Source organism: Chitinimonas sp. (assembly GCF_036568685.1).
Lineage (GTDB): Bacteria > Pseudomonadota > Gammaproteobacteria > Burkholderiales > Chitinimonadaceae > Chitinimonas.
Window position 1 is genome coordinate 13,883 of sequence record NZ_DATCSC010000094.1, and the last position, 21,779, is coordinate 35,661.

The 21,779-nt window shown below is 63.0% G+C and carries 24 protein-coding genes; 13 read left to right on the plus strand and 11 right to left on the minus strand.

Annotated elements, in window-relative coordinates:
- Nucleotides 1-31: 31 nt before the first annotated feature.
- Nucleotides 32-526 (minus strand): peptidylprolyl isomerase, encoded by a 495-nt coding sequence (locus VIM95_RS13915; protein WP_331986635.1) that lies wholly within the window; start codon nt 524-526, stop codon nt 32-34.
- A gap of 29 nt (nt 527-555) precedes the next feature.
- Complete coding sequence (locus tag VIM95_RS13920) at nt 556-1,170, minus strand: peptidylprolyl isomerase (RefSeq protein ID WP_331986637.1); 615 nt, start codon at nt 1,168-1,170, stop codon at nt 556-558.
- Between the two features lie 135 nt (nt 1,171-1,305).
- Between VIM95_RS13920 and coq7 the strand changes: the two genes are divergently transcribed.
- Together coq7 and VIM95_RS13930 are read left to right on the plus strand one after the other, a co-directional pair.
- Complete coding sequence (gene coq7 / locus VIM95_RS13925; protein ID WP_331986639.1) at nt 1,306-1,923, plus strand: 2-polyprenyl-3-methyl-6-methoxy-1,4-benzoquinone monooxygenase; 618 nt, start codon at nt 1,306-1,308, stop codon at nt 1,921-1,923.
- 46 nt (nt 1,924-1,969) lie between these two features.
- On the plus strand, nt 1,970-3,244 hold the full coding sequence (locus tag VIM95_RS13930; protein WP_331986641.1) for an MFS transporter: 1,275 nt from the start codon (nt 1,970-1,972) through the stop codon (nt 3,242-3,244).
- Nucleotides 3,245-3,251: 7 nt separating this feature from the next.
- Here the strand turns inward: VIM95_RS13930 and VIM95_RS13935 are convergent, their stop codons facing one another.
- The gene (locus VIM95_RS13935; protein WP_331986643.1) at nt 3,252-3,668 is read right to left on the minus strand and encodes an OsmC family protein; all 417 of its coding nucleotides are present in this window, start codon (nt 3,666-3,668) and stop codon (nt 3,252-3,254) included.
- A 609-nt stretch (nt 3,669-4,277) separates the two neighbouring features.
- On the opposite strand from VIM95_RS13935, the gene rplM reads away from it, so the two are divergent.
- From rplM to erpA, 6 genes are all read left to right on the plus strand, one after another.
- Nucleotides 4,278-4,706, plus strand: a complete 429-nt coding sequence (gene rplM / locus VIM95_RS13940; protein ID WP_331986645.1) for a 50S ribosomal protein L13 — start codon at nt 4,278-4,280, stop codon at nt 4,704-4,706.
- A 26-nt stretch (nt 4,707-4,732) separates the two neighbouring features.
- Nucleotides 4,733-5,125 carry a 30S ribosomal protein S9 gene (gene rpsI, locus VIM95_RS13945; protein ID WP_331986647.1) on the plus strand — a complete coding sequence of 131 codons (393 nt, stop codon included), beginning with the start codon at nt 4,733-4,735 and terminating at the stop codon, nt 5,123-5,125.
- A 168-nt stretch (nt 5,126-5,293) separates the two neighbouring features.
- Nucleotides 5,294-6,322 carry an N-acetyl-gamma-glutamyl-phosphate reductase gene (gene argC / locus VIM95_RS13950; RefSeq protein ID WP_331986649.1) on the plus strand — a complete coding sequence of 343 codons (1,029 nt, stop codon included), beginning with the start codon at nt 5,294-5,296 and terminating at the stop codon, nt 6,320-6,322.
- A 9-nt stretch (nt 6,323-6,331) separates the two neighbouring features.
- On the plus strand, nt 6,332-7,054 hold the full coding sequence (locus VIM95_RS13955) for a DUF6776 family protein (protein ID WP_331986651.1): 723 nt from the start codon (nt 6,332-6,334) through the stop codon (nt 7,052-7,054).
- Nucleotides 7,055-7,057: 3 nt separating this feature from the next.
- On the plus strand, nt 7,058-7,471 hold the full coding sequence (locus tag VIM95_RS13960; protein WP_331986653.1) for a polymer-forming cytoskeletal protein: 414 nt from the start codon (nt 7,058-7,060) through the stop codon (nt 7,469-7,471).
- 112 nt (nt 7,472-7,583) lie between these two features.
- Complete coding sequence (erpA, locus tag VIM95_RS13965; protein WP_331986655.1) at nt 7,584-7,934, plus strand: iron-sulfur cluster insertion protein ErpA; 351 nt, start codon at nt 7,584-7,586, stop codon at nt 7,932-7,934.
- Nucleotides 7,935-7,996: 62 nt separating this feature from the next.
- Here erpA and VIM95_RS13970 read toward each other — a convergent pair whose 3' ends face one another.
- The 5 genes from VIM95_RS13970 to ompR all read right to left on the minus strand — a co-directional run bounded on the left by VIM95_RS13970 (nt 7,997) and on the right by ompR (nt 13,895).
- Nucleotides 7,997-8,764, minus strand: a complete 768-nt coding sequence (locus VIM95_RS13970) for a 3-hydroxyacyl-CoA dehydrogenase (protein WP_331986657.1) — start codon at nt 8,762-8,764, stop codon at nt 7,997-7,999.
- Between the two features lie 76 nt (nt 8,765-8,840).
- The gene (locus tag VIM95_RS13975; RefSeq protein WP_331986658.1) at nt 8,841-9,374 is read right to left on the minus strand and encodes an SRPBCC family protein; all 534 of its coding nucleotides are present in this window, start codon (nt 9,372-9,374) and stop codon (nt 8,841-8,843) included.
- 93 nt (nt 9,375-9,467) lie between these two features.
- Complete coding sequence (locus VIM95_RS13980; RefSeq protein ID WP_331986659.1) at nt 9,468-11,642, minus strand: methyl-accepting chemotaxis protein; 2,175 nt, start codon at nt 11,640-11,642, stop codon at nt 9,468-9,470.
- 186 nt (nt 11,643-11,828) lie between these two features.
- Nucleotides 11,829-13,145 (minus strand): ATP-binding protein, encoded by a 1,317-nt coding sequence (locus VIM95_RS13985; protein WP_331986661.1) that lies wholly within the window; start codon nt 13,143-13,145, stop codon nt 11,829-11,831.
- 18 nt (nt 13,146-13,163) lie between these two features.
- A complete protein-coding gene (ompR, locus tag VIM95_RS13990) occupies nt 13,164-13,895 on the minus strand; it encodes a two-component system response regulator OmpR (protein ID WP_331986663.1) in 732 nt (243 codons plus the stop codon).
- A 159-nt stretch (nt 13,896-14,054) separates the two neighbouring features.
- On the opposite strand from ompR, the gene VIM95_RS13995 reads away from it, so the two are divergent.
- On the plus strand, nt 14,055-14,384 hold the full coding sequence (locus VIM95_RS13995) for a hypothetical protein (protein ID WP_331986665.1): 330 nt from the start codon (nt 14,055-14,057) through the stop codon (nt 14,382-14,384).
- On the opposite strand, the gene VIM95_RS14000 is transcribed toward VIM95_RS13995, so the two are convergent.
- On the minus strand, nt 14,381-15,625 hold the full coding sequence (locus tag VIM95_RS14000; protein ID WP_331986667.1) for an EAL and HDOD domain-containing protein: 1,245 nt from the start codon (nt 15,623-15,625) through the stop codon (nt 14,381-14,383). The two genes, VIM95_RS13995 and VIM95_RS14000, sit on opposite strands and share 4 nt — an antisense overlap.
- A 144-nt stretch (nt 15,626-15,769) precedes the next feature.
- Here VIM95_RS14000 and VIM95_RS14005 point away from each other — a divergent pair, with 144 nt between their 5' ends.
- Nucleotides 15,770-17,278: a mechanosensitive ion channel family protein gene (locus VIM95_RS14005; protein ID WP_331986669.1), complete on the plus strand. Its 1,509-nt coding sequence runs from the start codon at nt 15,770-15,772 to the stop codon at nt 17,276-17,278.
- Between the two features lie 56 nt (nt 17,279-17,334).
- Here VIM95_RS14005 and VIM95_RS14010 read toward each other — a convergent pair whose 3' ends face one another.
- The gene (locus tag VIM95_RS14010; protein ID WP_331986671.1) at nt 17,335-18,471 is read right to left on the minus strand and encodes a PilT/PilU family type 4a pilus ATPase; all 1,137 of its coding nucleotides are present in this window, start codon (nt 18,469-18,471) and stop codon (nt 17,335-17,337) included.
- Nucleotides 18,472-18,559: 88 nt separating this feature from the next.
- Nucleotides 18,560-19,600 carry a type IV pilus twitching motility protein PilT gene (locus VIM95_RS14015; RefSeq protein ID WP_331986674.1) on the minus strand — a complete coding sequence of 347 codons (1,041 nt, stop codon included), beginning with the start codon at nt 19,598-19,600 and terminating at the stop codon, nt 18,560-18,562.
- A gap of 66 nt (nt 19,601-19,666) precedes the next feature.
- Here VIM95_RS14015 and VIM95_RS14020 point away from each other — a divergent pair, with 66 nt between their 5' ends.
- The 3 genes from VIM95_RS14020 to proC are packed head-to-tail and all read left to right on the plus strand — an operon-like array spanning nt 19,667 to nt 21,759.
- Nucleotides 19,667-20,365: a YggS family pyridoxal phosphate-dependent enzyme gene (locus VIM95_RS14020; RefSeq protein ID WP_331986676.1), complete on the plus strand. Its 699-nt coding sequence runs from the start codon at nt 19,667-19,669 to the stop codon at nt 20,363-20,365.
- 12 nt (nt 20,366-20,377) lie between these two features.
- The gene (locus VIM95_RS14025; RefSeq protein WP_331986678.1) at nt 20,378-20,947 is read left to right on the plus strand and encodes a hypothetical protein; all 570 of its coding nucleotides are present in this window, start codon (nt 20,378-20,380) and stop codon (nt 20,945-20,947) included.
- Entirely contained in the window at nt 20,944-21,759 is an 816-nt protein-coding gene (proC, locus tag VIM95_RS14030; RefSeq protein WP_331986680.1) for a pyrroline-5-carboxylate reductase, read from the plus strand. Before VIM95_RS14025 ends, proC begins: the two co-directional genes overlap by 4 nt.
- The last annotated feature ends 20 nt before the right edge of the window (nt 21,760-21,779 follow it).

Consider the following 21,779-nt stretch of genomic DNA (forward strand, 5'->3'; position numbering starts at 1 on the left):
GCGGCAGGCGCCATGGCCGACGGGATGGGGCTTAGACCAGTTCGGCCTTCTCGATCACCACGTCTTCGAGCGGCACGTCCTGATGCATGCTCTTGGAGCCGGTCTTGACGACCTTGATCGCATCGACCACATCGGTGCCTTCAACCACCTTGCCGAATACGCAATAGCCAAAGCCATGAGCGTCCGGGGCGGTGTAGTTCAGGAAGCTGTTGTTGCTGACGTTGATGAAGAACTGTGCCGAAGCCGAGTGCGGATCCGGGGTGCGGGCCATGGCGATGGTGTACTTCTCATTCTTCAGGCCGTTGGCTGCTTCGTTCTCGACCGGCTCGCGGGTTTCTTTCTGCTTCATGCCAGCTTCAAAACCGCCGCCCTGAATCATGAAGTCATTGATCACGCGGTGGAAGACGGTGCCGTTGTAGTGACCGTCCTTCACGTACTGGACAAAGTTGGCGACGGTCTTGGGGGCCTTGGCCTCGTCGAGCTCGATGCCGATCAGGCCGTGATTGGTGTGCAGATTGACGCGCATGGGGAGATCCTTTCTGTAGATCGCGGGTGTTATTCCGGCTTGGTGGCAGCAGGTTCGGCTGCGGCTTCGGCGGGTTTGGCGGCTGGCAGCAGCTTGGCCGACTTGATCAGGATGGGCATGGTGGGCACATCACTGAAGTTGTTCTGACGGGAGGTGGGGGTGGTAGCGATTTTTTCTACCGTCTCCGTCCCCTGGATCACCTTGCCGAATACCGCGTAACCCCAGCCGCGGCCGGTTTCCTTGTCGCGCTGGTCCAGCCCGGTGTTGTTGCCGAGATTGATAAAGAACTGTGAAGTGGCCGTATGTGGTGCATCCTGGCGCGCCATGGCGACGGTCCATTGCTGATTGGAGAGGCCGTTACCCGCCTCATTCTGGATGGGCTTGCCAGGCGGCTTGTCCTTGAGGTCTGGGGTATAGCCGCCGGCCTGTGCCACAAAGCCCGGTATCACGCGGTGGAAGATGGTGCCGACGTAATAGCCCTTCTTGACGTAACGCAGGAAATTTTCGACCGTACCGGGCGCTTGCTCCGGGTAGAGCTCGATGTCGATATCGCCGACCGAGGTGCCAATGCGGACCACCGGGCCTTGGGCCAGGGCAAGGGGAGCTGCCAGGGCGAGGGCGAGCAGACAGAGCAGTTTTTTCATGCGCACGTATCCATTCTTGGTAGCGGGAACCGAAATGTTAGCACAGCGCCGAAAGCGGGCTGGCGCTGTGAATCGTTGGCCGCAAGCCCTACAATGGCGCCCTGGCGAGACCCAAGACCGATAGAGGAGTGCACCATGGACAAGCTGATCACCGAATTCGACCGCGCGCTGCGTACCGTTTTTGCGCCGGCAGCCAGCTTGCGCCCGCACCCCGATGCCGAGCTTGCCGAGACCGAACTCGACAGTGCGGCTCGCCGCCATGCCGCAGGCCTGATGCGGGTCAACCACTGTGGCGAGGTCTGTGCCCAGGCGCTCTACCAGGGCCAGGCGCTGACCGCCCGCGACGACAAGGCGCGTGAGGCGTTGCGCCAGGCCGCACATGAAGAAGTGGAGCATCTGGCCTGGACCGAGCGACGCATTGCCGAGCTTGGTGGCCGGCAAAGCCTGCTCAATCCATTGTGGTATGCCGGTTCCTTGGCCATGGGTGTGACCGCTGGCCTGATCGGCGATCGTTGGAACCTGGGCTTTCTGGCCGAGACCGAGCGGCAGGTGGGGGAGCACCTGGCCAGCCACCTGCAGGCGCTGCCGAGCGAAGACGCCCGCAGCCGCGCCATTGTCAGCCAGATGCACATCGATGAGACCCAGCATGCCGAGATGGCAGTGACCTTGGGTGCTGCCGAGCTGCCCCTGCCGGCCAAGGCCGCCATGCGTGCCATGTCCAAGGTCATGACCAGCCTGTCATATCGTATATAAGCCCTGCGGGGTGGTATGCCCCGTGATGACCACCGAGTCCCGATCCATGCGCCGCGTCCGCCTGACCGGGCTGTGGCGGAATCCCGATTTTGTGCGCCTGTGGCTGGCGCAGGGCATTTCCGACTTCGGCTCCTATATCTCCCACCTTGCCTTGCCATTGACTGCAGCGGTGCTGCTGCACGCCACCCCCATGGAGATGGGCGTGCTGTCGGCCATTGAGGTGTTGCCCTTTGCGCTGTTCAGCCTGCATGCCGGGGTATTGATCGACCGCGTGCGTCGCATGCCGCTGATGATGTTGCGCGATATCGGCTGTGCCCTGGCGCTCTTGACGGTACCGATCGCTGCCGGGTTGGGCTGGCTGTCCATGCCGGTACTGTGGGTGGTGGGCTTTCTGTGCCTCAGCGGTGAGGTGGTCGGCGGCTCGGCCCACCAGAGCTATGTCGCTACCCTGATCGGCAAAGACAGGCTGGTTGAGGCGCACAGCAAGTTCATGGCGACGTCCTCTACCGCCCAGGTCATGGCGCCGGGTCTTGCCGGTATCCTGATCCAATGGCTCAGCGCGCCCGTCGCCATCCTGTTCAACGCCAGCTCCTTTATCGCCTCGGCCTTGATCTTGCGCACCATACGTGCGGATGAACCCGCACCGGCGCCGCGTAGCGATGACAGCTCGGTATGGGAGGAGATCAAGGCTGGCCTGAAGCTGGTCTGGGAGATGCCGCTATTGCGTGCTTTCGCCATCCAGACCGCCTGCTGGCAGCTGCTCAACTATATGCTGGCGGCCGTGCTGGTGCTGTATGCCACCCGCGAGCTGGGGATGGATGCCGGCCGCATGGGCATGAGCTATATGCTGGGTGGCCTGGGTAGCCTGACGGCCGCACTCAGCGCTGGCACCTTGGGCCGCCGGCTGGGCATAGGCCCGACGGTGGGCTGGGGCTTTGTCGCGACCTCATCGGCCTGGCTGGGTTTTGGCCTGATTCCCACCGGTTTTGGGCCGACCATGCTCTGGTTCAGCCTCTGCCAGTGCCTGTTCTCTTTTGGCGCCACCCTGTTCTCGATCAACTACCTGGCGGCCCGTGCCGCGGTCACGCCGGATGAACTGCTGGGCCGCATGATCGCCACCATGCGCTTCCTCACCGTGGCGCCGGCACCCCTGGGCGCCTTGCTGGGCGGAGCGTTGGGAACTGCGCTGGGGCTGCGCGGCGCGCTACACGTGATTGGCGCGCTCGGCGCCGCACTGGCTTGGCATGCACTGCGCCGCTCGCCGGCCCGCCACCTGCTGGTGCTACCCAAGCGGGTGGAGTCGGAGCCGGCAACCGCCTAGGTTGGGCCTAGAGCTCTACGATCTCGAAGTCGTGGGTGATGTTGGCGGTCTTGGCCAGCATGATGGAGGCCGAGCAGTACTTCTCGGCCGACAGCTCGATCGCCCGCTTGACCTGCTCATGCTTGAGCTGGCGGCCCTTGACCACGAAGTGCATGTGGATACGGGTGAAGACCTTGGGGTCGGTATCGGCTCGCTCGGCTTCCAGCTGTACCTCGCAGTCGACGATATCGGCGCGGCCCTTCTTCAGGATGGCGACCACGTCAAAGGCGGTGCAGCCGCCGGTACCCATCAAGACCATCTCCATCGGCCGGGGACCGAGATTCTGGCCGCCGGCAGCCGGCGCACCGTCCATCAATACGGCATGGCCGGTCTCGCTCTGAGCGAGGAAGCTGACATTCTCTATCCATTTGATACGTGCACGCATGGTGGTCTCTTGGTTTCGGTAGGGGGTAATTTGTCGCATTGCGCAAGCCAGAATGCATAAAGCCTACGCTGCGCTTACAGATTTGTAGTTTGACGGCCGAAAATCAATTCTCTTTAGCCAAAATTCTTGTAACTTTATTCCCGTTCGCCATTTTTATGGCGCACTGCACAAAAAAGCACTTGCCTGAACTGTAAGCTTCGCGTAGGATGCGAACTGCATTGAGGCTGTACACGCAATGTGTGTGCTTTGATGTTGTCTCCTCCATCCTCCTTCTTTGGTGGAATTACGCGCAAGCCCGAATGGCTTGCGCTTTTTTTTGTCCGCGGCGGATGGTGACCAAGCATACAATGCTGCCGCAGGATCGTGACTGATCCGTGGAACATCGCTGCCTAGCGCCTGTTCAAAATCTTTTCGCCACCGCGCTGCGGGAGAGACGTGGAAAGACCCCGAACAGGCGCCCAGGCCTGCAGCATGCAAGGAGAGACGCTTAACATGGGGCGCGTTTGCGACGCTTGCCCTGCGCCATCTCATTGTTTGGTTTGACAGCGCATTGTTTTTTCAAATAGAATGCGCGACTTTCCGTAAATCGAACGAATCTGGAAGAGCCGTATGAAAACCTTCTCCGCAAAGCCGCACGAGGTACAGCGTGACTGGTTCGTGGTAGACGCCACCGACAAAGTGCTCGGTCGCCTCGCTGCCGAAATCGCTCACCGCCTGCGTGGCAAGCACAAAGCCATCTACACCCCGCACGTCGACACCGGTGACTTCATTGTCGTCGTCAATGCCGGCAAGCTGCGCGTAACTGGCGACAAGGCACTGCAAAAAACCTATTTCCGCCACTCGGGCTACCCGGGCGGTATCTATGAGCGTTCCTTCACCGAAATGCAGGAACGTTTCCCTGAGCGCGTGCTCGAAAAGGCCGTCAAGGGCATGCTGCCCAAGGGCCCGCTCGGCTACGCCATGATCAAGAAGCTCAAGGTCTACGCTAGCGCAGAGCATCCGCACGTTGCGCAACAGCCTAAAGTCCTCGAGATCTAACCTAATCAGATACAAGGACTGACAACATGGTTGGCAAGTATTACTACGGCACTGGCCGTCGCAAGAGCTCGGTAGCTCGCGTGTTCCTGACCAAGGGCACTGGCAAGATCGTCGTCAACGGCAAGCCGCTGGATGAATACTTCTCGCGCGAAACCGGCCGCATGGTCGTTCGTCAGCCGCTGACGCTGACCGAGAACCTCGAAGCCTTCGACATCCTCGTGAACGTCGCTGGCGGCGGTGAAACCGGCCAAGCCGGCGCTCTGCGCCATGGCATCACCCGTGCCCTGATCGAATTCGACGCTGCGCTGAAGCCCACGCTGTCGAAGGCCGGTCTGGTGACCCGCGATGCTCGTGAAGTCGAACGTAAGAAGGTCGGCCTGCGTAAAGCTCGCCGTGCCAAGCAGTTCTCGAAGCGCTAAGCCGCCCGAGATTCGACGCGAAGATTCGTTCGAGTACGCCGGCGCAAGCCGGGAGAAAAGCCGCCAGGAATACTGGCGGCTTTTTTTCTTGGTGGCGCTATCTATCCGGCATATCAACGAATCGTTGTATGATCGCCCTCCTGGGGCTTTTTTGGCTGGAATACGAACATGATCAAGGTTGGCATAGTCGGCGGTACCGGTTACACCGGGGTGGAATTGATGCGCCTGTTGGCGCGGCACGGTGGCGTCAAGCTGACGGCCATCACCTCGCGCAAGGAAGCCGGCATGCCGGTGGCCGAGATGTATCCCAGCCTGCGTGGTTATGTAGACCTGAAGTTCTCTACCCCGGCCGAGGCCCAACTGGAAAACTGCGACGTGGTGTTCTTTGCCACGCCCAATGGGATCGCCATGCAGGAAGCGGCGGCACTGCTCGCTGCCGGCGTAAAGGTCATCGACCTGGCAGCCGACTTCCGCATTCGTGATGTGGCCGAGTGGGAGAAGTGGTATGGCATGAGCCACGCCAGCCCGGAGCTGGTGGCAGAGGCCGTCTATGGCCTGCCCGAAGTCAACCGCGAGCAGATCCGCCAGGCGCGCCTGATTGCCAACCCCGGGTGCTACCCCACTGCCGTGCAACTGGGCTTTCTGCCGCTGATAGAAGCGGGTGTGGTGGATACCGCCAGCCTGATCGCCGACTGCAAGTCGGGTGTCTCCGGCGCCGGCCGCAAGGCCGAGGTGCACACCTTGTTTGCCGAAGCCGGCGACAACTTCAAGGCCTACGGCGTAGGTGGCCATCGCCACCTACCCGAGATCAAACAGGGTCTCGACCGCGCCAGCCCGACCCCGGTCGGCCTGACCTTCGTGCCCCATCTGACACCGTTGATCCGCGGCATTCATGCCACGCTGTACGCTCGCCTGACCAAGGACGTGGATGTGCAGGCCCTCTTTGAACAGCGTTATGCCAACAAGCGCTTTGTTGACGTGATGCCAGCCGGCAGTACGCCGGAAACCCGTTCGGTGCGCGGTTCCAATATCTGTCGTATCGCGGTACACCGCCCCCTGGGCGGCGATACTGTCGTGATCCTGTCGGTCATCGACAATCTGGTGAAGGGCGCCGCCGGCCAGGCCGTGCAGAACATGAATCTGCTCTTTGGTTTGCCCGAAGGGCTGGGGCTCGACATTGTTCCGCTGCTGCCTTAAGCCCACGCCATGATCGGGCGTTGGAAACGACGCGGCAACCACCTGGCCACCGCCCGCTTGGCGGTGCGCCGGCATTTGCCTTGGTATGCCCGTGCGGGCCTTTTGATGTTGGCACTGCTGCTGATGGCAGCGGTGGGCTGGTCTCTGTTCCACCAGGGGGTGCAGGCCGGTCGCGAACAGGCGGCCAATAGCCCGGCGGCCCAGGGGGCCAGCCTGCAGAACGGTCGTCTGGAAGCTGATCTGCGTGAGAGCCGCCAGCGCTTGCAGGGGCTGGAGCAGCAATTGCGGCTGGAGACGACCACCCGAGAGACCCTCTCCAAGCAGATAGTCCAGCTGCAGACCGACAACGGCGGTTTGCGCGAACAGATTGCCTTCTACGAGTCGCTCTTGACCAAGACCGACCGGGCACCTGCGCTGGCCATCGACCAATTCCGGGTCGAATCGCTGGCCCCGGGCCGCTATAGCCTGCGTGCCATCCTGGTGCAGGGGCAGTCCAGCCAGGAAGCCTTCAAAGGCGAGGCCGACTTCCGCCTGGTGGTGGAGCGTGGTGGCCGGCGCGAGACCATGAATTGGCCCGCCGCACGGCTGCCTTTGACCGTGGCGCGCTATACCCGCCTTGAGCGGGAGACGGAATTGCCCCCCGACAGCCGCCTCAAGCAGGTGGAGCTGCGTATCTATGCTGCGGGAGAGAGCCGCGTAAAACTCTCGCGTACCTACGACGTGAAAGGATGACCCGTGTTCGGTAACGACAAGCAGAAAGCCAGCAACCGCATCGACAGCCTGATCGGCCTGGAGACCAAGATCGTCGGCAATATGACCTTTTCCGGTGGGCTGCGCGTTGATGGCGAGATTCACGGTGACGTGACCGCAGCCGACGATAAGCAGAGCACCCTGGTGGTGAGCGAGAAGGCCCGTATCAAGGGTACCGTGCGGGTTGCACACCTGGTGCTGAATGGTGCCGTGGAAGGCCCGATCTACGCTGCGAACTACCTGGAGCTGCAGTCCAAGTGCCGTGTGCAGGGTGATGTGCACTACAAAACCCTGGAAATGCACCCCGGTGCCGTGGTGTCCGGCCAGTTGATCCATCTGGGCGGCAAGGATCAGCCGGTACCGCTGCTGGCGGCCAAGGTTGAAACCGCGACCAAGTGACCGCATCTATATGCCGAGATCGTTCGCAAGACCCTTGCGCGCAAAGGGTTAACAAATGCCCGAGAAGCGCGGATAATCGCACCTAAATCATTGAATCGTCTGGAGTCACCTCATGAATGCGCCCGCTGACGTCGCAACCCCGTTCATCTTTACCGACAATGCCGCCGCCAAGGTGGCCGAGCTGATCGCCGAGGAAGGCAATCCCGACCTCAAGCTGCGCGTGTTCGTGACCGGCGGTGGCTGTTCCGGCTTCCAGTACGGCTTCACCTTCGACGAGATCACCAACGAGGATGACACCCCGTTCAGCAAGAACGGTGTGACCCTGCTGGTCGATCCGATGAGCTACCAATACCTGGTCGGCGCCGAGATCGACTATGTCGAAAGCATCGAAGGCTCGCAGTTCACCATCAAGAACCCGAACGCCACCTCGACCTGCGGCTGCGGTTCTTCCTTCTCCGCCTGAGCTGGTCGGTTGCAGCAAGCAAAACGCCCCGCATTGCGGGGCGTTTTGTTTTATTAGGCCGCTTACTTGGGTTGCATGCGCAGGGCGCCGTCCAGGCGTATCACCTCACCGTTGAGCATGGGGTTGCCGACAATGGCCATGACCAGCTGGGCATACTCGGCCGGGTCACCCAAACGGGAGGGGAAGGGCACGTTGGCGCCCAGGCTGTCCTGAACTTCCTGCGGCAGGCTGGCCATCATGGGGGTCTTGAAGATGCCGGGAGCAATGGTCATCACGCGCACACCGAAGCGCGCCAGCTCGCGTGCTGCGGGCAGGGTCATGCCCACGATGCCGGCCTTGGAGGCGGTATAGGCGCACTGGCCGATCTGGCCGTCGAAGGCGGCCACCGAGGCCGTGTTGATGATCACGCCGCGCTCGCCCGTGGCTTGGACAGACTGCTTGCTCATGGCGTCGGCGGCGAGCCGCAGGAGGTTGAAGCTGCCTACCAGGTTGACGTCGATGACGCGTTTGAAGCTCTCCAGCGCGTGGGCAGCTTCCTTGCCGACCACTTTTTCGCCGTGGACGATGCCGGCGCAATTGACCAGTATATCCAGCCGGCCAAAGTGGGCCCCCGCCAGGGCTACGGCTGCCTGGCAGCTGGCTTCATTGCTGACATCGGCCGGGGCGAAGACGGCTGCGCCGCCCAGTTCCTGGGCCAGGGCCAAGCCGGCCGCTTCGTTGCGGTCGACGATGACCACCTTGCCGCCCTGGGCGACCGCCATGCGCGCAACCGCTGCACCGAGCCCGGATGCACCGCCGCTGACCAGAAATACGCTTTGATTCACCTGCATCGAGTTTGTCTCCTGTTTTATGTAGGCAAGACACCGCAAGCAGGGATCTGCCTGCCCGCGGCAAAGAATGGGCCGATCAGCCCTGTTTTTCGACGATCTGTTTGAGGTTGGCGAGCCCGCTCTCGAAGTCCGGGCCCACCATCTTGTCCATGAGCAGGCCGAAGTAGCGGTTGACCGGATTACGGCCCATGTCGCCCTCATTGGTCCAGGTCACACGCGTACCGTTGCCGGCCGGCTCCAGCAACAGTACGCCGGTGGAAACCATGCCCATGTCGGGGAATTCGAGCCGGTAGGTCAGCTGGCGGTTCGGATCGATGGCGGTGAATACCATGCCACCGTTGCCTTCAGTCGCGCTCTCCCAGCGCCAGGCGGCATTCACGCCGCGCTCGGGGCCGCTGTAGGCGATCTTCATCTGCGGGTCGCGCCGGTTCCATACCGTCCAGGCCTTCCAGGCAGCCGGTGCGTCGAGGTGGGCGAAGACCTTGTCAGCCGGGGCCTGTATCTCGGTACTGCGCTGCACGGCATAGTGGCTGGGCAGTAGGAGACCAATGACCAGCAAGAGTGCAACCAGCCCGGCCAATCCCAGCACGAGGCGTTTGAGCAGCTTCATGTTGTCTCCTTATCGGTTTGTGCCGGGAATATAGCGCAAACCGGGCTCTGCCCCGCAGCCGAATCGCTGCGGGACGAGCGAGGAGTCAGCTGACTAGCGGGGCTCGGCTACCGGCAGCTGCCGCAAGCGGGCCGAGGTACGCTGCAGGTCCAGGACCAGCAGCCCCAGCTGCTGTACCCGTAGCTGGGCCTCTTGGGCGGCGGCCAGGCTCTGGCCTGAGCCTATGCCTATCTGCCCAACTTCATGGCTGATCTGGCTGGCTCGGGTTTGCTGCTCGCGCATGGCGGCGCTGATCTCGGCCACGCGGCTCAAGGTGGCGCGTGCGCCTTCATTGATGCGGCGCAGGGCTTGGCTGGCCGAATCGGCCTGTTGCAAGCCCTGGCTGGCAGTACTTTCGCAGGCCGCAACCGCTGCACTGGCGGTATTCATATCAGTCTCGATGGCGCTCAAGGTGCTGCCGATCTCGCTGGTTGCGGCGGTGGTCCGCTCGGCCAGCTTGCGTACTTCGTCCGCTACCACGGCGAAGCCGCGGCCACTTTCGCCGGCGCGAGCGGCTTCAATCGCGGCGTTGAGTGCCAACAGATTGGTCTGGTCGGCGATCTCGCGGATGGTAGTGGCGATCCTGCCTATGTCGCCGGCCCGTTCCCCCAAAGCTGCCAGGGCGCCGACTGAGTCGCGTACCGCCCCGCTCAGGGCAGTGATGTCGGCGGCGGTCTGCTGGATCACCCGTTCACCTTCGGCCGAGAGTGCGACCGTATCGTGCGAGGCGGCCTCGGTGTGGGCACTGTGCTCCGCCACGCTGGCAATGGCCTGGCCCATTTCCTGAACCGCGCCACTGGCGGTCATGGCAGCCTGGTTTTGCGCATGTGCAGCCTGCCGTACATCGCCTGAGACCTGTCCCAGTCTTTGCGAACCCTGTGCCAGCTCGCTCGAGACGCGAGTCATGCTCTTGAGCGTCTCATCCATTTTATCGACAAAGCTGTTGATCCAGCGTGCCTGTGCGCCGGTTTCGTCATGAGGGAAGTTGGCTGTGTCGAGCCGGCCGGATAGCGGTGCACCGCGTTCGGCAATATTGAGGAAGAAACGATTGAGACTATCCAGGCGGCGCGTCAGCGGGCCGCCCGCCAGCAACCAGAACAGCATATTGCTGGCGAGCACCGTGACCACGATGGGCAGCCCCTGGCCGCGCAGGCCGGCACCGCTCCAGAGGCATAATGCCAACGCGGCCAGGAGGCCGCAGCAGGCTTGCCAGAAGCCCAGCTTGAGAGACAGGGGGCGATGCCGGTAGACCTCTTCCAGATCGGCCTCACACATCATGCCCCAGCGATCTGGCGAGCCGGGCAGGCTGAGGGTGACGCCGGCGCCGATCACCGGGATATGGCGATAGTCCGGGTAGCCAGGATAGCCGACCGACAGATTACCGCCGTGCGCGATGGTGGCCGCTACCCCCGGGTGTAGGGCACCGGTGGCGGGGTCGGTGAAGCGTAGTTCGAATTCGGTGTGCTGCTTGACCCGGACTTCGCCGTAGGCGGTGGCTACACCCTGCTTGAGGTTGTCGCCACCGGTGAAGGTGGCATCTTCAAAGCGCGAACGCGATAGTGCGGTACCGGGTTGGATGCTGCTATCGAGGCCCGGTTTGATCATAAACAGGTAGTTGTCACCGGAGTCACGGAAGACGTGGCCGGCCTCACGCTGGATCAGATCACCCAGCACATCGTTGGGTACCCGTGCACACAGGCAGCCCAGCAGTTCGCCACCGCGGTGTACCGGCTGGTAGTACATCAAGGTGACAGCATCATGGAAGCGCGAGCTGCTGGGGCCGACGGCCAGGCTGGCTGGATCGACATAAGGGCCGTGCAGAAAGCGTGCTTTCAGGCCGCATTGCAGTGCAGCGGAGGGCAGGATCTGCTTGCCGCGGTGTGGTGCGTGGGTGCTGTACAGCACCTGGCCGCTGGGGTCGACCAGCAGCAATTCGCTCGGGTCGGGCGCATGGGTCAATGCCGCTTGCAAGTTGGCCTCATCGAGCTTGGGCCAGCTCTTGGCCAGGTCTGCGGCCAGTTGCTCCAGCAAGGCCCAGTGCTGCTCGGCCCAGGTCTGCAAGAGTTGCACGCGGGTATGGGCGATGCCGGCAAAGGTTTGCTCGATCTCGTGGCGGCGCCCCTGGTTCAGCCAAGTAGCCCAGCGTAGCGACAGGCGGCCGGTATTGCCGAACCAGGACATGCCGGGCCAGCCCTGGCCCTTGAGGTGGTCTTGTGGAGTAAGGGACATGGTAATTGCGACGCTCGTGACGTCGCCTGCAAGGTGGGTGTGGTGGCGGCTTCAGCAAGCAGCATGCCACCGGTCGCGCGCGAGGCAGGGCGGGGGGCGATATGAGGAGGGAGGGCAAGACTTGCACCATCGTGCAGCAATGCTGCGCAGGCGGTGCGTTGCATGCACCAGCGGGGGGCGATCGCCTTATTCGGTTTCGAGCGGTACCGCCAGGGTGGCGCTCAGGCCCCCGTCACTGGCATTGCACAGGCAGAGCTCACCACCGTGCGACAACGCGATGCGATCGACGATGGCGAGGCCCAAACCGCTGCCACCATCGGCCCGACGGGCAGTATCCAGCCGGTGGAAGGGCTTACGCGCTTCCTGCTGTTGGGCTTCGGGGATGCCGGGACCATGGTCACGCACCACAAAGCACAGCTTGTCCGCTTCGCGCTGCACCGTCAGCGACCACGGGGCGGCGCCATAGCGCAGCGCGTTGTCGATCAGGTTGACCAGAGCCCGCCGCAACGCCAAGGGCCGCAACCGCAAGAGCGGCAGGTCGTCCGAGAGATGCAGCTCGATCTGCTGCCCCATACGGGCGTAGCGCGCCACCACGCCCCGTGCCAGTTCGGCCGGATCGCCCTCGACCGCTTCCTCGGTACCCATGCCGCGCACGAAGTCGACGAACTGACCGAGGATGCGCTCGATGTCTTCGACATCCTCGTCCATGCCGGCCCGCAGGGAGTCGTCGCGCATCATCTCTATACCCAGCTTGAGCCGGGCCAGCGGGGTGCGCAGATCGTGCGAGATACCGGCCAGCATCACATTGCGCTCGCGCTCGTTGGTCTCGAGGTCGGCCAGCATACGGTTGAAGCTGGCGGAAAGGTCGCGTACTTCCAGGGGCCCGGTTTCCGGCAACGCTCGCGGTCGCTCGCCGCGCCCCAGCTGGTTGGCGGCGACTCGCAGATCACGCAGCGGCTGGTTGAGGCGCCAGGCCGACAGTGCCGCCACGGCGAGCGCCGCCAGGGCAAAGACCACGACGCTGGCGCCCAGGGTCCAGAAGGGGTCGGACTTGAAGCGGCCGAGCGGGATGACCAGCCACCACGGCTGGCCCAGCATGCTGACCTTGACCCAGAGCTGGCGCTTGGGCTCGCGCTCCTCGCGCACCTCGCCCACGCCCACCAGGCGCTGCCGCAGGGCTTCGGCAATGGCCCGCGTCTGCTGGCTGCGCGGGGCGGCCGATGGCGGGGCTTCGGCGGTACCCATGCTGACGAGATGGGGGGCGTAGGGACGGTGATTGATGGCCAGCCACTCGTCGCGCTCGGCCGGACTCATGTCGTCGAGCTGGCCTTCCAGATCGGCCAGTACCTCACTGACCTGCTCGGAGACCTGCGCGGCGATCATCTGCTGGCGGTTGTAGCTGAACAACGACACCGCAAAGGCCACGCTGATGAACAGCGCGATCGCGGTCAGCCAGGCCAGCCGCCAGAAGATGGTCTGGGGGAACAAACGGTCAAACCGCATTGGCGTCTGCGTGCCGCCTCAGCGCTCGCTGCCATCTGGCACGAAGACATAGCCGAAACCCCATACCGTCTGCAGGTAGCGAGGCTCGGTGGAGTTGTCTTCGATCAGCTTGCGTAGGCGCGAGACTTGCACGTCTATGCTGCGGTCGAACGCCTCGTGCTCACGGCCGCGTGCCAGTTCCATCAGCCGCTCACGCGACAACGGTGCACGAGGGTGGCCGGCGAAGACGCGTAGGAGGGCGAATTCCGCGTTGGTGAGCGGAATGATCTCGCCATCCTTGAGCAGCTTGCGGTTGGAAATCTCCAGCCGATAGGGGCCGAACTCAAATACCTCGCCCTCGGTCAAGGGGGCGGCCAGGGCCGAGGGTTCCTTCTGCCGGCGCAGTACGGCATTGATGCGAGCCAGCAACTCACGCGGATTGAAAGGCTTGGGCAGGTAGTCGTCAGCACCCATTTCGAGGCCGATGATGCGATCGATATCGTCACCGCGTGCCGTCAGCATGATGATTGGGATGTTGTCACCCATGGCCCGCAGCTTGCGGCAGATGGAGAGCCCATCCTCACCCGGCATCATCAGATCGAGCAGCACCAGATGTGGACGGTTGCGCTGCAGGCGCGCTTCCAGCCGGCTGGCATCTTCGAAGGCGTCGACCGAGAAGCCCTGTTCGTTGAGGTAACGCTGAACCAACTCCCGTAGACGCGGGTCATCGTCGATCAGCAGGATTTTCTTTGGAACGGTTGTTGTATTCATGGCTTGGAGTGTAGCGATTCGCTCTGCGCTTACGCAGCGCAGATGTAAAAAACTTTTGCGGCAAGGCGGACTCAAGCAGGCCGTTTACAATTGCGCCCTACGCCGGCCCCGGGGCCAGCGTATGCTCAATCTGTGCGATCGACCGTCCAACCCAGCTCCATGTTCCGTTCCTGCCTGCTGCTGACCCTGCTACTCGCTGTGCCCGCCTTGGCGGGAACACAGGGCGGTCCCATGCCTGGCTCTGGCGGGGCAGGAGGCGGGCTGCGCCCGCCGCCGCGCGCCATGCAGCGTGAAGCCTTGGCCGCTGAGCGTTTTCAGCATCGCGAGGCTCGGATACGTGACGCACTGGAGCGGGGCGACCTCACCCCAGGCGAGGCCAATCAGTTGCGACAACGCCTGGAGGCACGCCGCGAGCGGTTGGAGCGCTGGCGCGAGCAGCGCCAGCGAGAGGGCCGCCCGGATGTGCAACCCGGATTGCCTCCGCCCTAGTCGCGCTCTTCCTGGCCGAGCTTGGCGGCCCAGGCAAGCGCTTCCACCTGCAAGAGGTTGAGCTGGTCCGGCGTCAGCCCTGTAAAGGGTCCGAGCAGCTCGGTCATCTGCCGCTCTTCGGCCTGTTCCGTGCCTTCCACCAGTTGCAGCAGGCTGCCCAGCCAGCCGCCGCGCGTCAGCAAGGCGGACCGCACGCTTTCCTCCAGGCCCAAGGGGCCAATCAATTCCTGCATGGGCTTGCCGAACAGGGCATCGATCAGGCTCAGCATACCGACCATGAATGCACGGTCGGCCAGCGGGACTTCTTCAGGCTGCAGCTGCTGGACCAGCCGTTCCATCAGTCGGCCACGGATCGCCGCGGTCTGTACCAGCGGGTCGGCTGCAGACTGGCTGCCGGCCTGCTGGGCGAACACCATGATCTGTATCCAGCGGTGCAACTGAGCCCGGCCCAGAAGGTTGAGCGCGGTGCGGACACTGGAGATCTGCCGCGGCAAGCCAAAGGCCACCGAGTTCACCAGCCTCAGCAGATGCACCGTCAGGTCGGGGGCGTGCTTGAGGCTTTCCTCCAGCTCGCTGGTTTCGACGTCGGCAGCAACCTGGCCCAGCAACTTCAACAGTTGCAGTGCCGAAGGTTGGACCGGTTTGCCGCTCAGTATGGTGGGGCGTGCAAAGTAGTAGCCCTGGAAGAGGTCGCAGCCCAGCTCCATGCAAAGATCGTGCTGTGCGACTGAATCCACCTTCTCCGCCAATAGGCGCACCCCATAGGGTTTGAGCATGGCCACGATGCGTCGGATATCGGCCGGCGGCATGGCCAGTACATCCAGCTTGACCACTTCCAGCAGGGGCAGCAGGGCACGCTGCGCCTCGGTGAACTCCACGACGTCGTCAAGTGCCAAGCGGTAGCCGGCGGTCTTGAGCACACGGCAACGCTCCACCACGGCAGGCGTCAGCTCGACGGTCTCAAGGATCTCCAGTACGACCCGCTCACGTGGCAACACTTCGATGGCATCGCTGTGCAGCAGGGGCCCCGACAGATTGATGAAGCCCAGCTTGTCCTCCAGCACGGCTTCGAGGCCCAGGCCGGAGAAAGCATGCTGCATGACGGCGGCGCTGGCGGCGACGTCGTCCTCCACCCTTGCCTGGTTATCCTGGCTGGTGCGGAACAGCAACTCATAGGCCACCAGCTCGCGCTGGCGGCCGACGATGGGTTGGCGACCGAGAAAGAATTGTGGGACGCTCATGATGTTGGGCGGTGGCGGTACGCTTTCATCCTAGTGGCTGCACCGCTGCTTTTCACCCCGCCAACCATCCTGGGCTACCCGGCCTCTGCCTGCTTGCCTATGCTGGAATAGACCAGGCCCGCTACCGACGCCACTTACCGCTACATGTCCAGTCTCGACGACCTCACCCGCCAGGAATGGCCCTACCTGCTGATCATCTGCTGCGCCCTCTTGCTGGCGCTGCACCGCTACCGCCCGACCGAGCGGCGCAACGTCATGCTTACCCTGCTGTTCCTGGTGTTGGGTGCGCTGGGCTTGTGGCTGGGTGCCTTGGCGCGCAGCGCCGGCCTGCCTGAGGCCGGTGCCATCCTGCGCGAGGTTTTCACCATCTTGCTCGGCCTCGTGATCATCCGCCTCTTTGGCTTGGCGCTGTTCCGTCTCTTGCTGGTAGCGGTGAGGGTTGAGCCACCGCGCATCCTCGAGGACGTGGTGGTGATGTTGGCCTACCTGGGCTGGGGTCTGGTGCGCTTGCGCTATGCCGGCCTGGATCTCTCACAGCTGGTCACCACTTCGGCGGTGATCACGGCAGTGCTGGCGTTTGCCATGCAGGACACGCTCGGCAATATCCTCTCCGGCATTGCCCTGCAGCTCGACGATTCGCTGGACCTTGGACAATGGGTCAAGCTGCCGGATGTCTCCGGCAAGGTCCTGCAGATAGGCTGGCGTTCTACCCTGATTGAGACCCGCAACGGCGAGACGGTGGTGGTGCCTAACGCCTGGCTGATGAAGAACGATTTTCAGATCATCGGCAAGCGCTTTGCTGGCGGCCCCGTGCAGTGGCGCCGCTGGATCTGGCTGGATGTCGCCTGGGAACACCCGCCCAGCAAGGTCATGGAGCTGATGCAGGCGGCCGTGCGGGAGGCCAGGATCACTGGCGTCGCGCAGGAGCCTGCGCCGCAGGCGGTGCTGATGGAGGCGCACAACGGTGTGGCGCGCTATGCCTTGCGCTATTGGTTGACCGACATTGCCGCCGATGATCCTACAGACTCACAGGTGCGGGCCCATCTGATCACCGCCCTGGTACGTGCCGGGGTGCCGCTCGCCAGCAGCAGCCACAATGTGCTGATGACCAAGGACAATGACAAGACCGCGGCCCAGCGGCAGGAGCAGGACATAGGCCGGCGACTGACGGCACTGGCCAGCGTGCCGCTGTTTGCGGACTTTACCGAGGAGGAGCGCCGCCGTCTGGCCGAGCAACTGAGTTTCGCCCCGTTCGAGACTGGCGACGTGATCAGCCGAGAAGGGGCGGTGGCCCATTGGCTCTATATCCTGACTGTGGGCGAGGTGGATATCTGGCATGGTTATGACACCACCAGCCCGCAACGGGTAGGTCGTCTGAAAGCCAGTGGCTTCTTTGGCGAGATGGGTTTGATGACCGGTGCGCCACGCAGTGCCACCGTGGTCGCCGCCAGTTATGTGGAGTGCTACCGGCTGGATAGGACGGGCTTCGAGGCCATTCTGACGGCCCGGCCCACCTTGGCCGATACCCTATCCAAGGTTTTGGCGGAGCGCCTGGCCGAGAACCGCATCCATGCCAGCACGGCTGCGGCGCCCGTTGCGCCTCCGCAGGCGGAGCTCCTGGAGCGCATACGTCGTTTCTTTGGTATCAAATAGCGAGCGTTGGAATGAAAAAGGCCACCCGAAGGTGGCCTTTCTTGTTGCATCGTGGTCTACACGATGTCCAGGTGATCGAGGCCGGCGAGCGCATCGCGACCTTTGGATTCCTTGGATTGCAGCTTGATCTTGAGGCGTAGATCGTTGACCGAGTCGGCGTTGCGCAACGCATCTTCGTAGCTGATCTTGCCATCTTCGTAGAGATCGAACAGGGCCTGGTCGAAGGTCTGCATGCCGAGCTCGCGGCTCTTGGACATGATCTCCTTGATCTCGTGCACATCGCCCTTGAAGATCAGGTCCGAGATCAGCGGTGAGTTGAGCATGACCTCAACCGCCGCAGCGCGACCCTTGCCCTGACGCAGCGGGATCAACCGTTGCGAGATAAAGGCCTTGAGGTTGAGGCTCAAGTCCATCAGCAGCTGGGCACGGCGCTCTTCCGGGAAGAAGTTGATGATACGGTCCAACGCCTGGTTGGCCGAGTTGGCGTGCAGGGTGGCCATGCAAAGGTGACCGGTCTCGGCAAAGGCGATCGCGTAGTCCATGGTCTCGCGGTCGCGGATCTCACCGATCAGGATGACGTCTGGCGCCTGCCGCAGGGTGTTCTTCAGGGCGTTGTGCCAGTTGTCGGTATCGACCCCGATCTCGCGCTGGGTCACGATGCAGTTGCGGTGCTCATGCACGTATTCCACCGGGTCTTCGATGGTGATGATGTGGCCGTAGCTGTTCTCGTTGCGAAAGCCGATCATGGCTGCCAGCGAGGTCGACTTACCCGAGCCGGTACCGCCGACGAAGATGACCAGGCCGCGCTTGGCCAGCGCCACATCCTTGAGCACCGGGGGCAGGCCCAGCTCATCGAACTTGGGGATCTCGGTGGTGATGGTCCGCATCACGAGGCCAATGCGGCCTTGTTGCTGGAAGGCATTGCAGCGGAAGCGGCCGATGCCGCCCGGGCTGATGGCGAAATTACATTCCTTGGTGGCTTCGAATTCCTCGGCCTGCCTATCGTTCATCACTGCCCGGCACAGCTCCTTGGTGTGCTGGCTGGTGAGCGCCTGGCTGGAGACGGGTGTCATCTTGCCGTCGATCTTCATGGCCGGCGGAAAGTCGGCAGTGATGAACAAGTCCGATGCATTCTTCTGCCGCATCAATCGCAGCAGATCGTGCATGAACTTGGTGGCTTGTTCCTTTTCCATGATCTTGCTCCAGCAGCCGGGCCAGATGGCCCGGCGGGTTTGCCAGTGATAGCCGGCGGCAGGTGCTTGCCTTCCGCCCGAGCCTCGCTTAGCGGAAGTTGTCCGGGTTCATCGCCTTGCCACGGGCTTCGACATTGGTGATCAGGTTGCGGCGTACCAGGTCCGTGAGGCACTGGTCCAGCGTCTGCATGCCGTGCTGCTGGCCAGTCTGGATGGTGGAGTACATCTGGGCGATCTTGTTCTCGCGAATCAGGTTACGAATGGCGGGAATGCCGATCATGATCTCATGCGCCGCCACCCGGCCATTGCCATCCTTGGTCTTGAGCAGGGTCTGCGAGATAACGGCGCGCAGCGATTCGGACAGCATGGAGCGGACCATTTCCTTTTCGGCGGCGGGGAACACGTCCACGATACGGTCAATGGTCTTGGCCGCCGAACTGGTGTGCAGGGTACCGAATACCAAGTGGCCGGTTTCTGCGGCAGACAGCGCGAGACGGATGGTCTCGAGGTCACGCATTTCACCCACCAGGATCACGTCCGGGTCTTCCCGCAGTGCGGCGCGCAGCGAGTTGGCGAAGCTCAGCGTGTGTGGGCCGACCTCACGCTGGTTGATCAGGCACTTCTTCGACTCGTGCACGAATTCGATCGGATCCTCGACGGTGAGGATGTGGCCGTACTCGTTCTCGTTGATGTAGTTGATCATGGCCGCAAGGGTGGTCGACTTGCCCGAGCCGGTCGGACCGGTCACCAGCACGATGCCGCGTGGCGTCTCGGCGATCTCCTTGAATACCTTGGGCGCGTTCAGGTCTTCCAGGCTCAGCACCTTGGACGGAATGGTCCGGAACACGGCGCCGGCGCCGCGGTTCTGCACGAAAGCATTGACCCGGAAACGGGCCAGGCCGGGGATTTCAAAGGAGAAGTCGCACTCCAGCGTTTCCTCATAGGTCTTGCGCTGGCCGTCGTTCATGATGTCGTACACCATGTCGTGGACGTCCTTGTGCTCCATGGGCGGCAAATTGATGCGGCGCACGTCACCATGCACGCGGATACAGGGCGGCAGGCCAGACGAAAGGTGCAAGTCAGACGCCTTGTTCTTGACCGAGAAGGCCAGGAGTTCCGAGATTTCCATTTATAATTCCCCGTTCAAAGCCGCACACTGATTGGGTTTGCGGCAAATATTCCGAAGGCATTATGGATGGGTGACCTAGATAAATCCAGACAGGCGGTGCTCGCGCGCATCGCAGCGGCCCTCGCCGCCGCCCATCGGCCGGCTGGGGATTGCAGCCTGCTGGCCGTCAGCAAGACCTTCCCGGCCGAAGCGGTAAGGCTTTGCCATGCCGCCGGCCAGCGTGCCTTCGGCGAGAATTATGTGCAGGAGCTGGTGGATAAAGCGGCACAATTGTCCGATCTGGCTGACCTCGAATGGCACTTCATCGGCCCCCTGCAAAGCAATAAGACCCGACCGGTAGCTGAATGCGCGCACTGGGTCCACAGCATAGACCGCCTGAAGATCGCCGAGCGTTTGTCCGCCCAGCGGCCCGAGGGCTTGCCCCCGCTGCAGGTCTGTGTGCAGGTCAATGTCTCGGGCGAGGACAGCAAGTCCGGCTGCCGGCCCGATGAGGCGGTGGCCTTGGCGCAGGCGGTGGCTGCGCTGCCACGGCTGCAACTGCGCGGGCTAATGTGCATACCCGAGCCGACCGAGGATGCGGCTGTACTGGCGAGTCAGTTCGCCCAGTTGCGGCACTTGCGCGATACGCTGCGGCAGCAGGGCCTGCCGCTTGATACCCTGTCCATGGGCATGTCGGCCGACCTTGAGCTGGCCATTGCCCAGGGCGCTACCCTGGTCCGGGTTGGTACCGCACTGTTCGGTACCCGCACCGTGACCGCACATTGATGGACTGCTGAGTTGACTACCCCCTTGAATACCGCGAGCCTCGCCGACCTGGCCCGCTGGGTGCGTGTGCAGGAAGGCGACCAGGAGGACCGGCTGGAGCTGGCCTCTGCCTGGCAACGCCTGCCGCCCGGTGCACCGGACAGGCTAATCGCCAAGCTGGGAGCCGGCATGGCCGCCGTGATCATAGGCCTCCTGTTGCTGCAGGCTTTGTTGACCTGGTCCGGTGTAGTGCTGGCGGTGGCCTTGTTTGCCCTACTGCTGGTGGGCTTCTTGGCGTGGCATTTGCGCGGCTGGTTCTGGCGCACCGTGGTAGACGTCGACGAATCGCGCGTGCTGCTCGGCTACAGTGGCTGGGGTGCGCCGGCCAGCGTCAGCCTCCCGCTGGACGATATCCAGCACCTGGCCTACCGCATGGACGATGGCCACCTGACCCTGCTGGCGCTGGAGCACCGTAGCGGCAGCCTGGCCATTCCGTTTTCCGGTCAGCGTGAGCTCGACAAACTGTACTGCAATCTACTCAAACACCTGCTGCAGAAACGCCGGCCGGGTATCGGCTTTGGCAAAGGGGAGGGACTGGCGTGAAGATCGTCTTTATCGGCGGCGGCAATATGGCCACCGCCATGCTGGGTGGCCTGCTGCAGCAAGGTTATGCGGCCGATGGCCTGTACGTGGTGGAGCCCGATGCCGGCAAGCGTGCCGATCTGCAAGTTCGCCTGGGTATCCAGCCCTTGGCGCTGGAAGCGGCATTGCCGCCCGATGCCGATGTCGTGGTACTGGCAGTCAAGCCACAGCAGTTGGCCGAGGTGGCACGAGCCCGGGCGGATGAGTTGCGCGGCAAGCTGGTGATCTCGATCGCTGCAGGCATCCGCATGGCGGACCTTGACCGCTGGTTGGCGGGGGCGGCCCGCTTGGTGCGGGTGATGCCCAACACGCCGGCCTTGGTGCAGGCCGGTATCAGTGGCGCCTGGCTGGGGCCGCAGGCTACGTCAGCAGATCGGGAGCTTGCCGATCGCATCCTGCGTAGCGTTGGTCAGGTGGTGTGGGTTGCCGAGGAAGCGCAGATTGACGCTGTCACGGCGATCTCCGGCTCGGGCCCGGCCTATGTGTTCTATTTCATCGAATCATTGACCCGCGCTGCCGAACAGCAGGGTTTTGATACAGCAACGGCGCGCCAGCTGGCCTACGCCACCTTCGATGGGGCGGTAAAGCTGGCGTTGGCCAGCAGCGAAGATGCCGCCGTACTGCGCGAGCGGGTGACCTCCAAGGGGGGAACCACGGCGGCAGCATTGAACAAGATGGCCGAAATAGGCGTCCAAGCGGCGATCGTGGCTGCTACCGAGGCAGCCAGAGCGCGCGCCGCCGAGTTGGCCGATGAACTGGGCCGCGCAGGCTAGACCCTTCAATTATTCTGGAG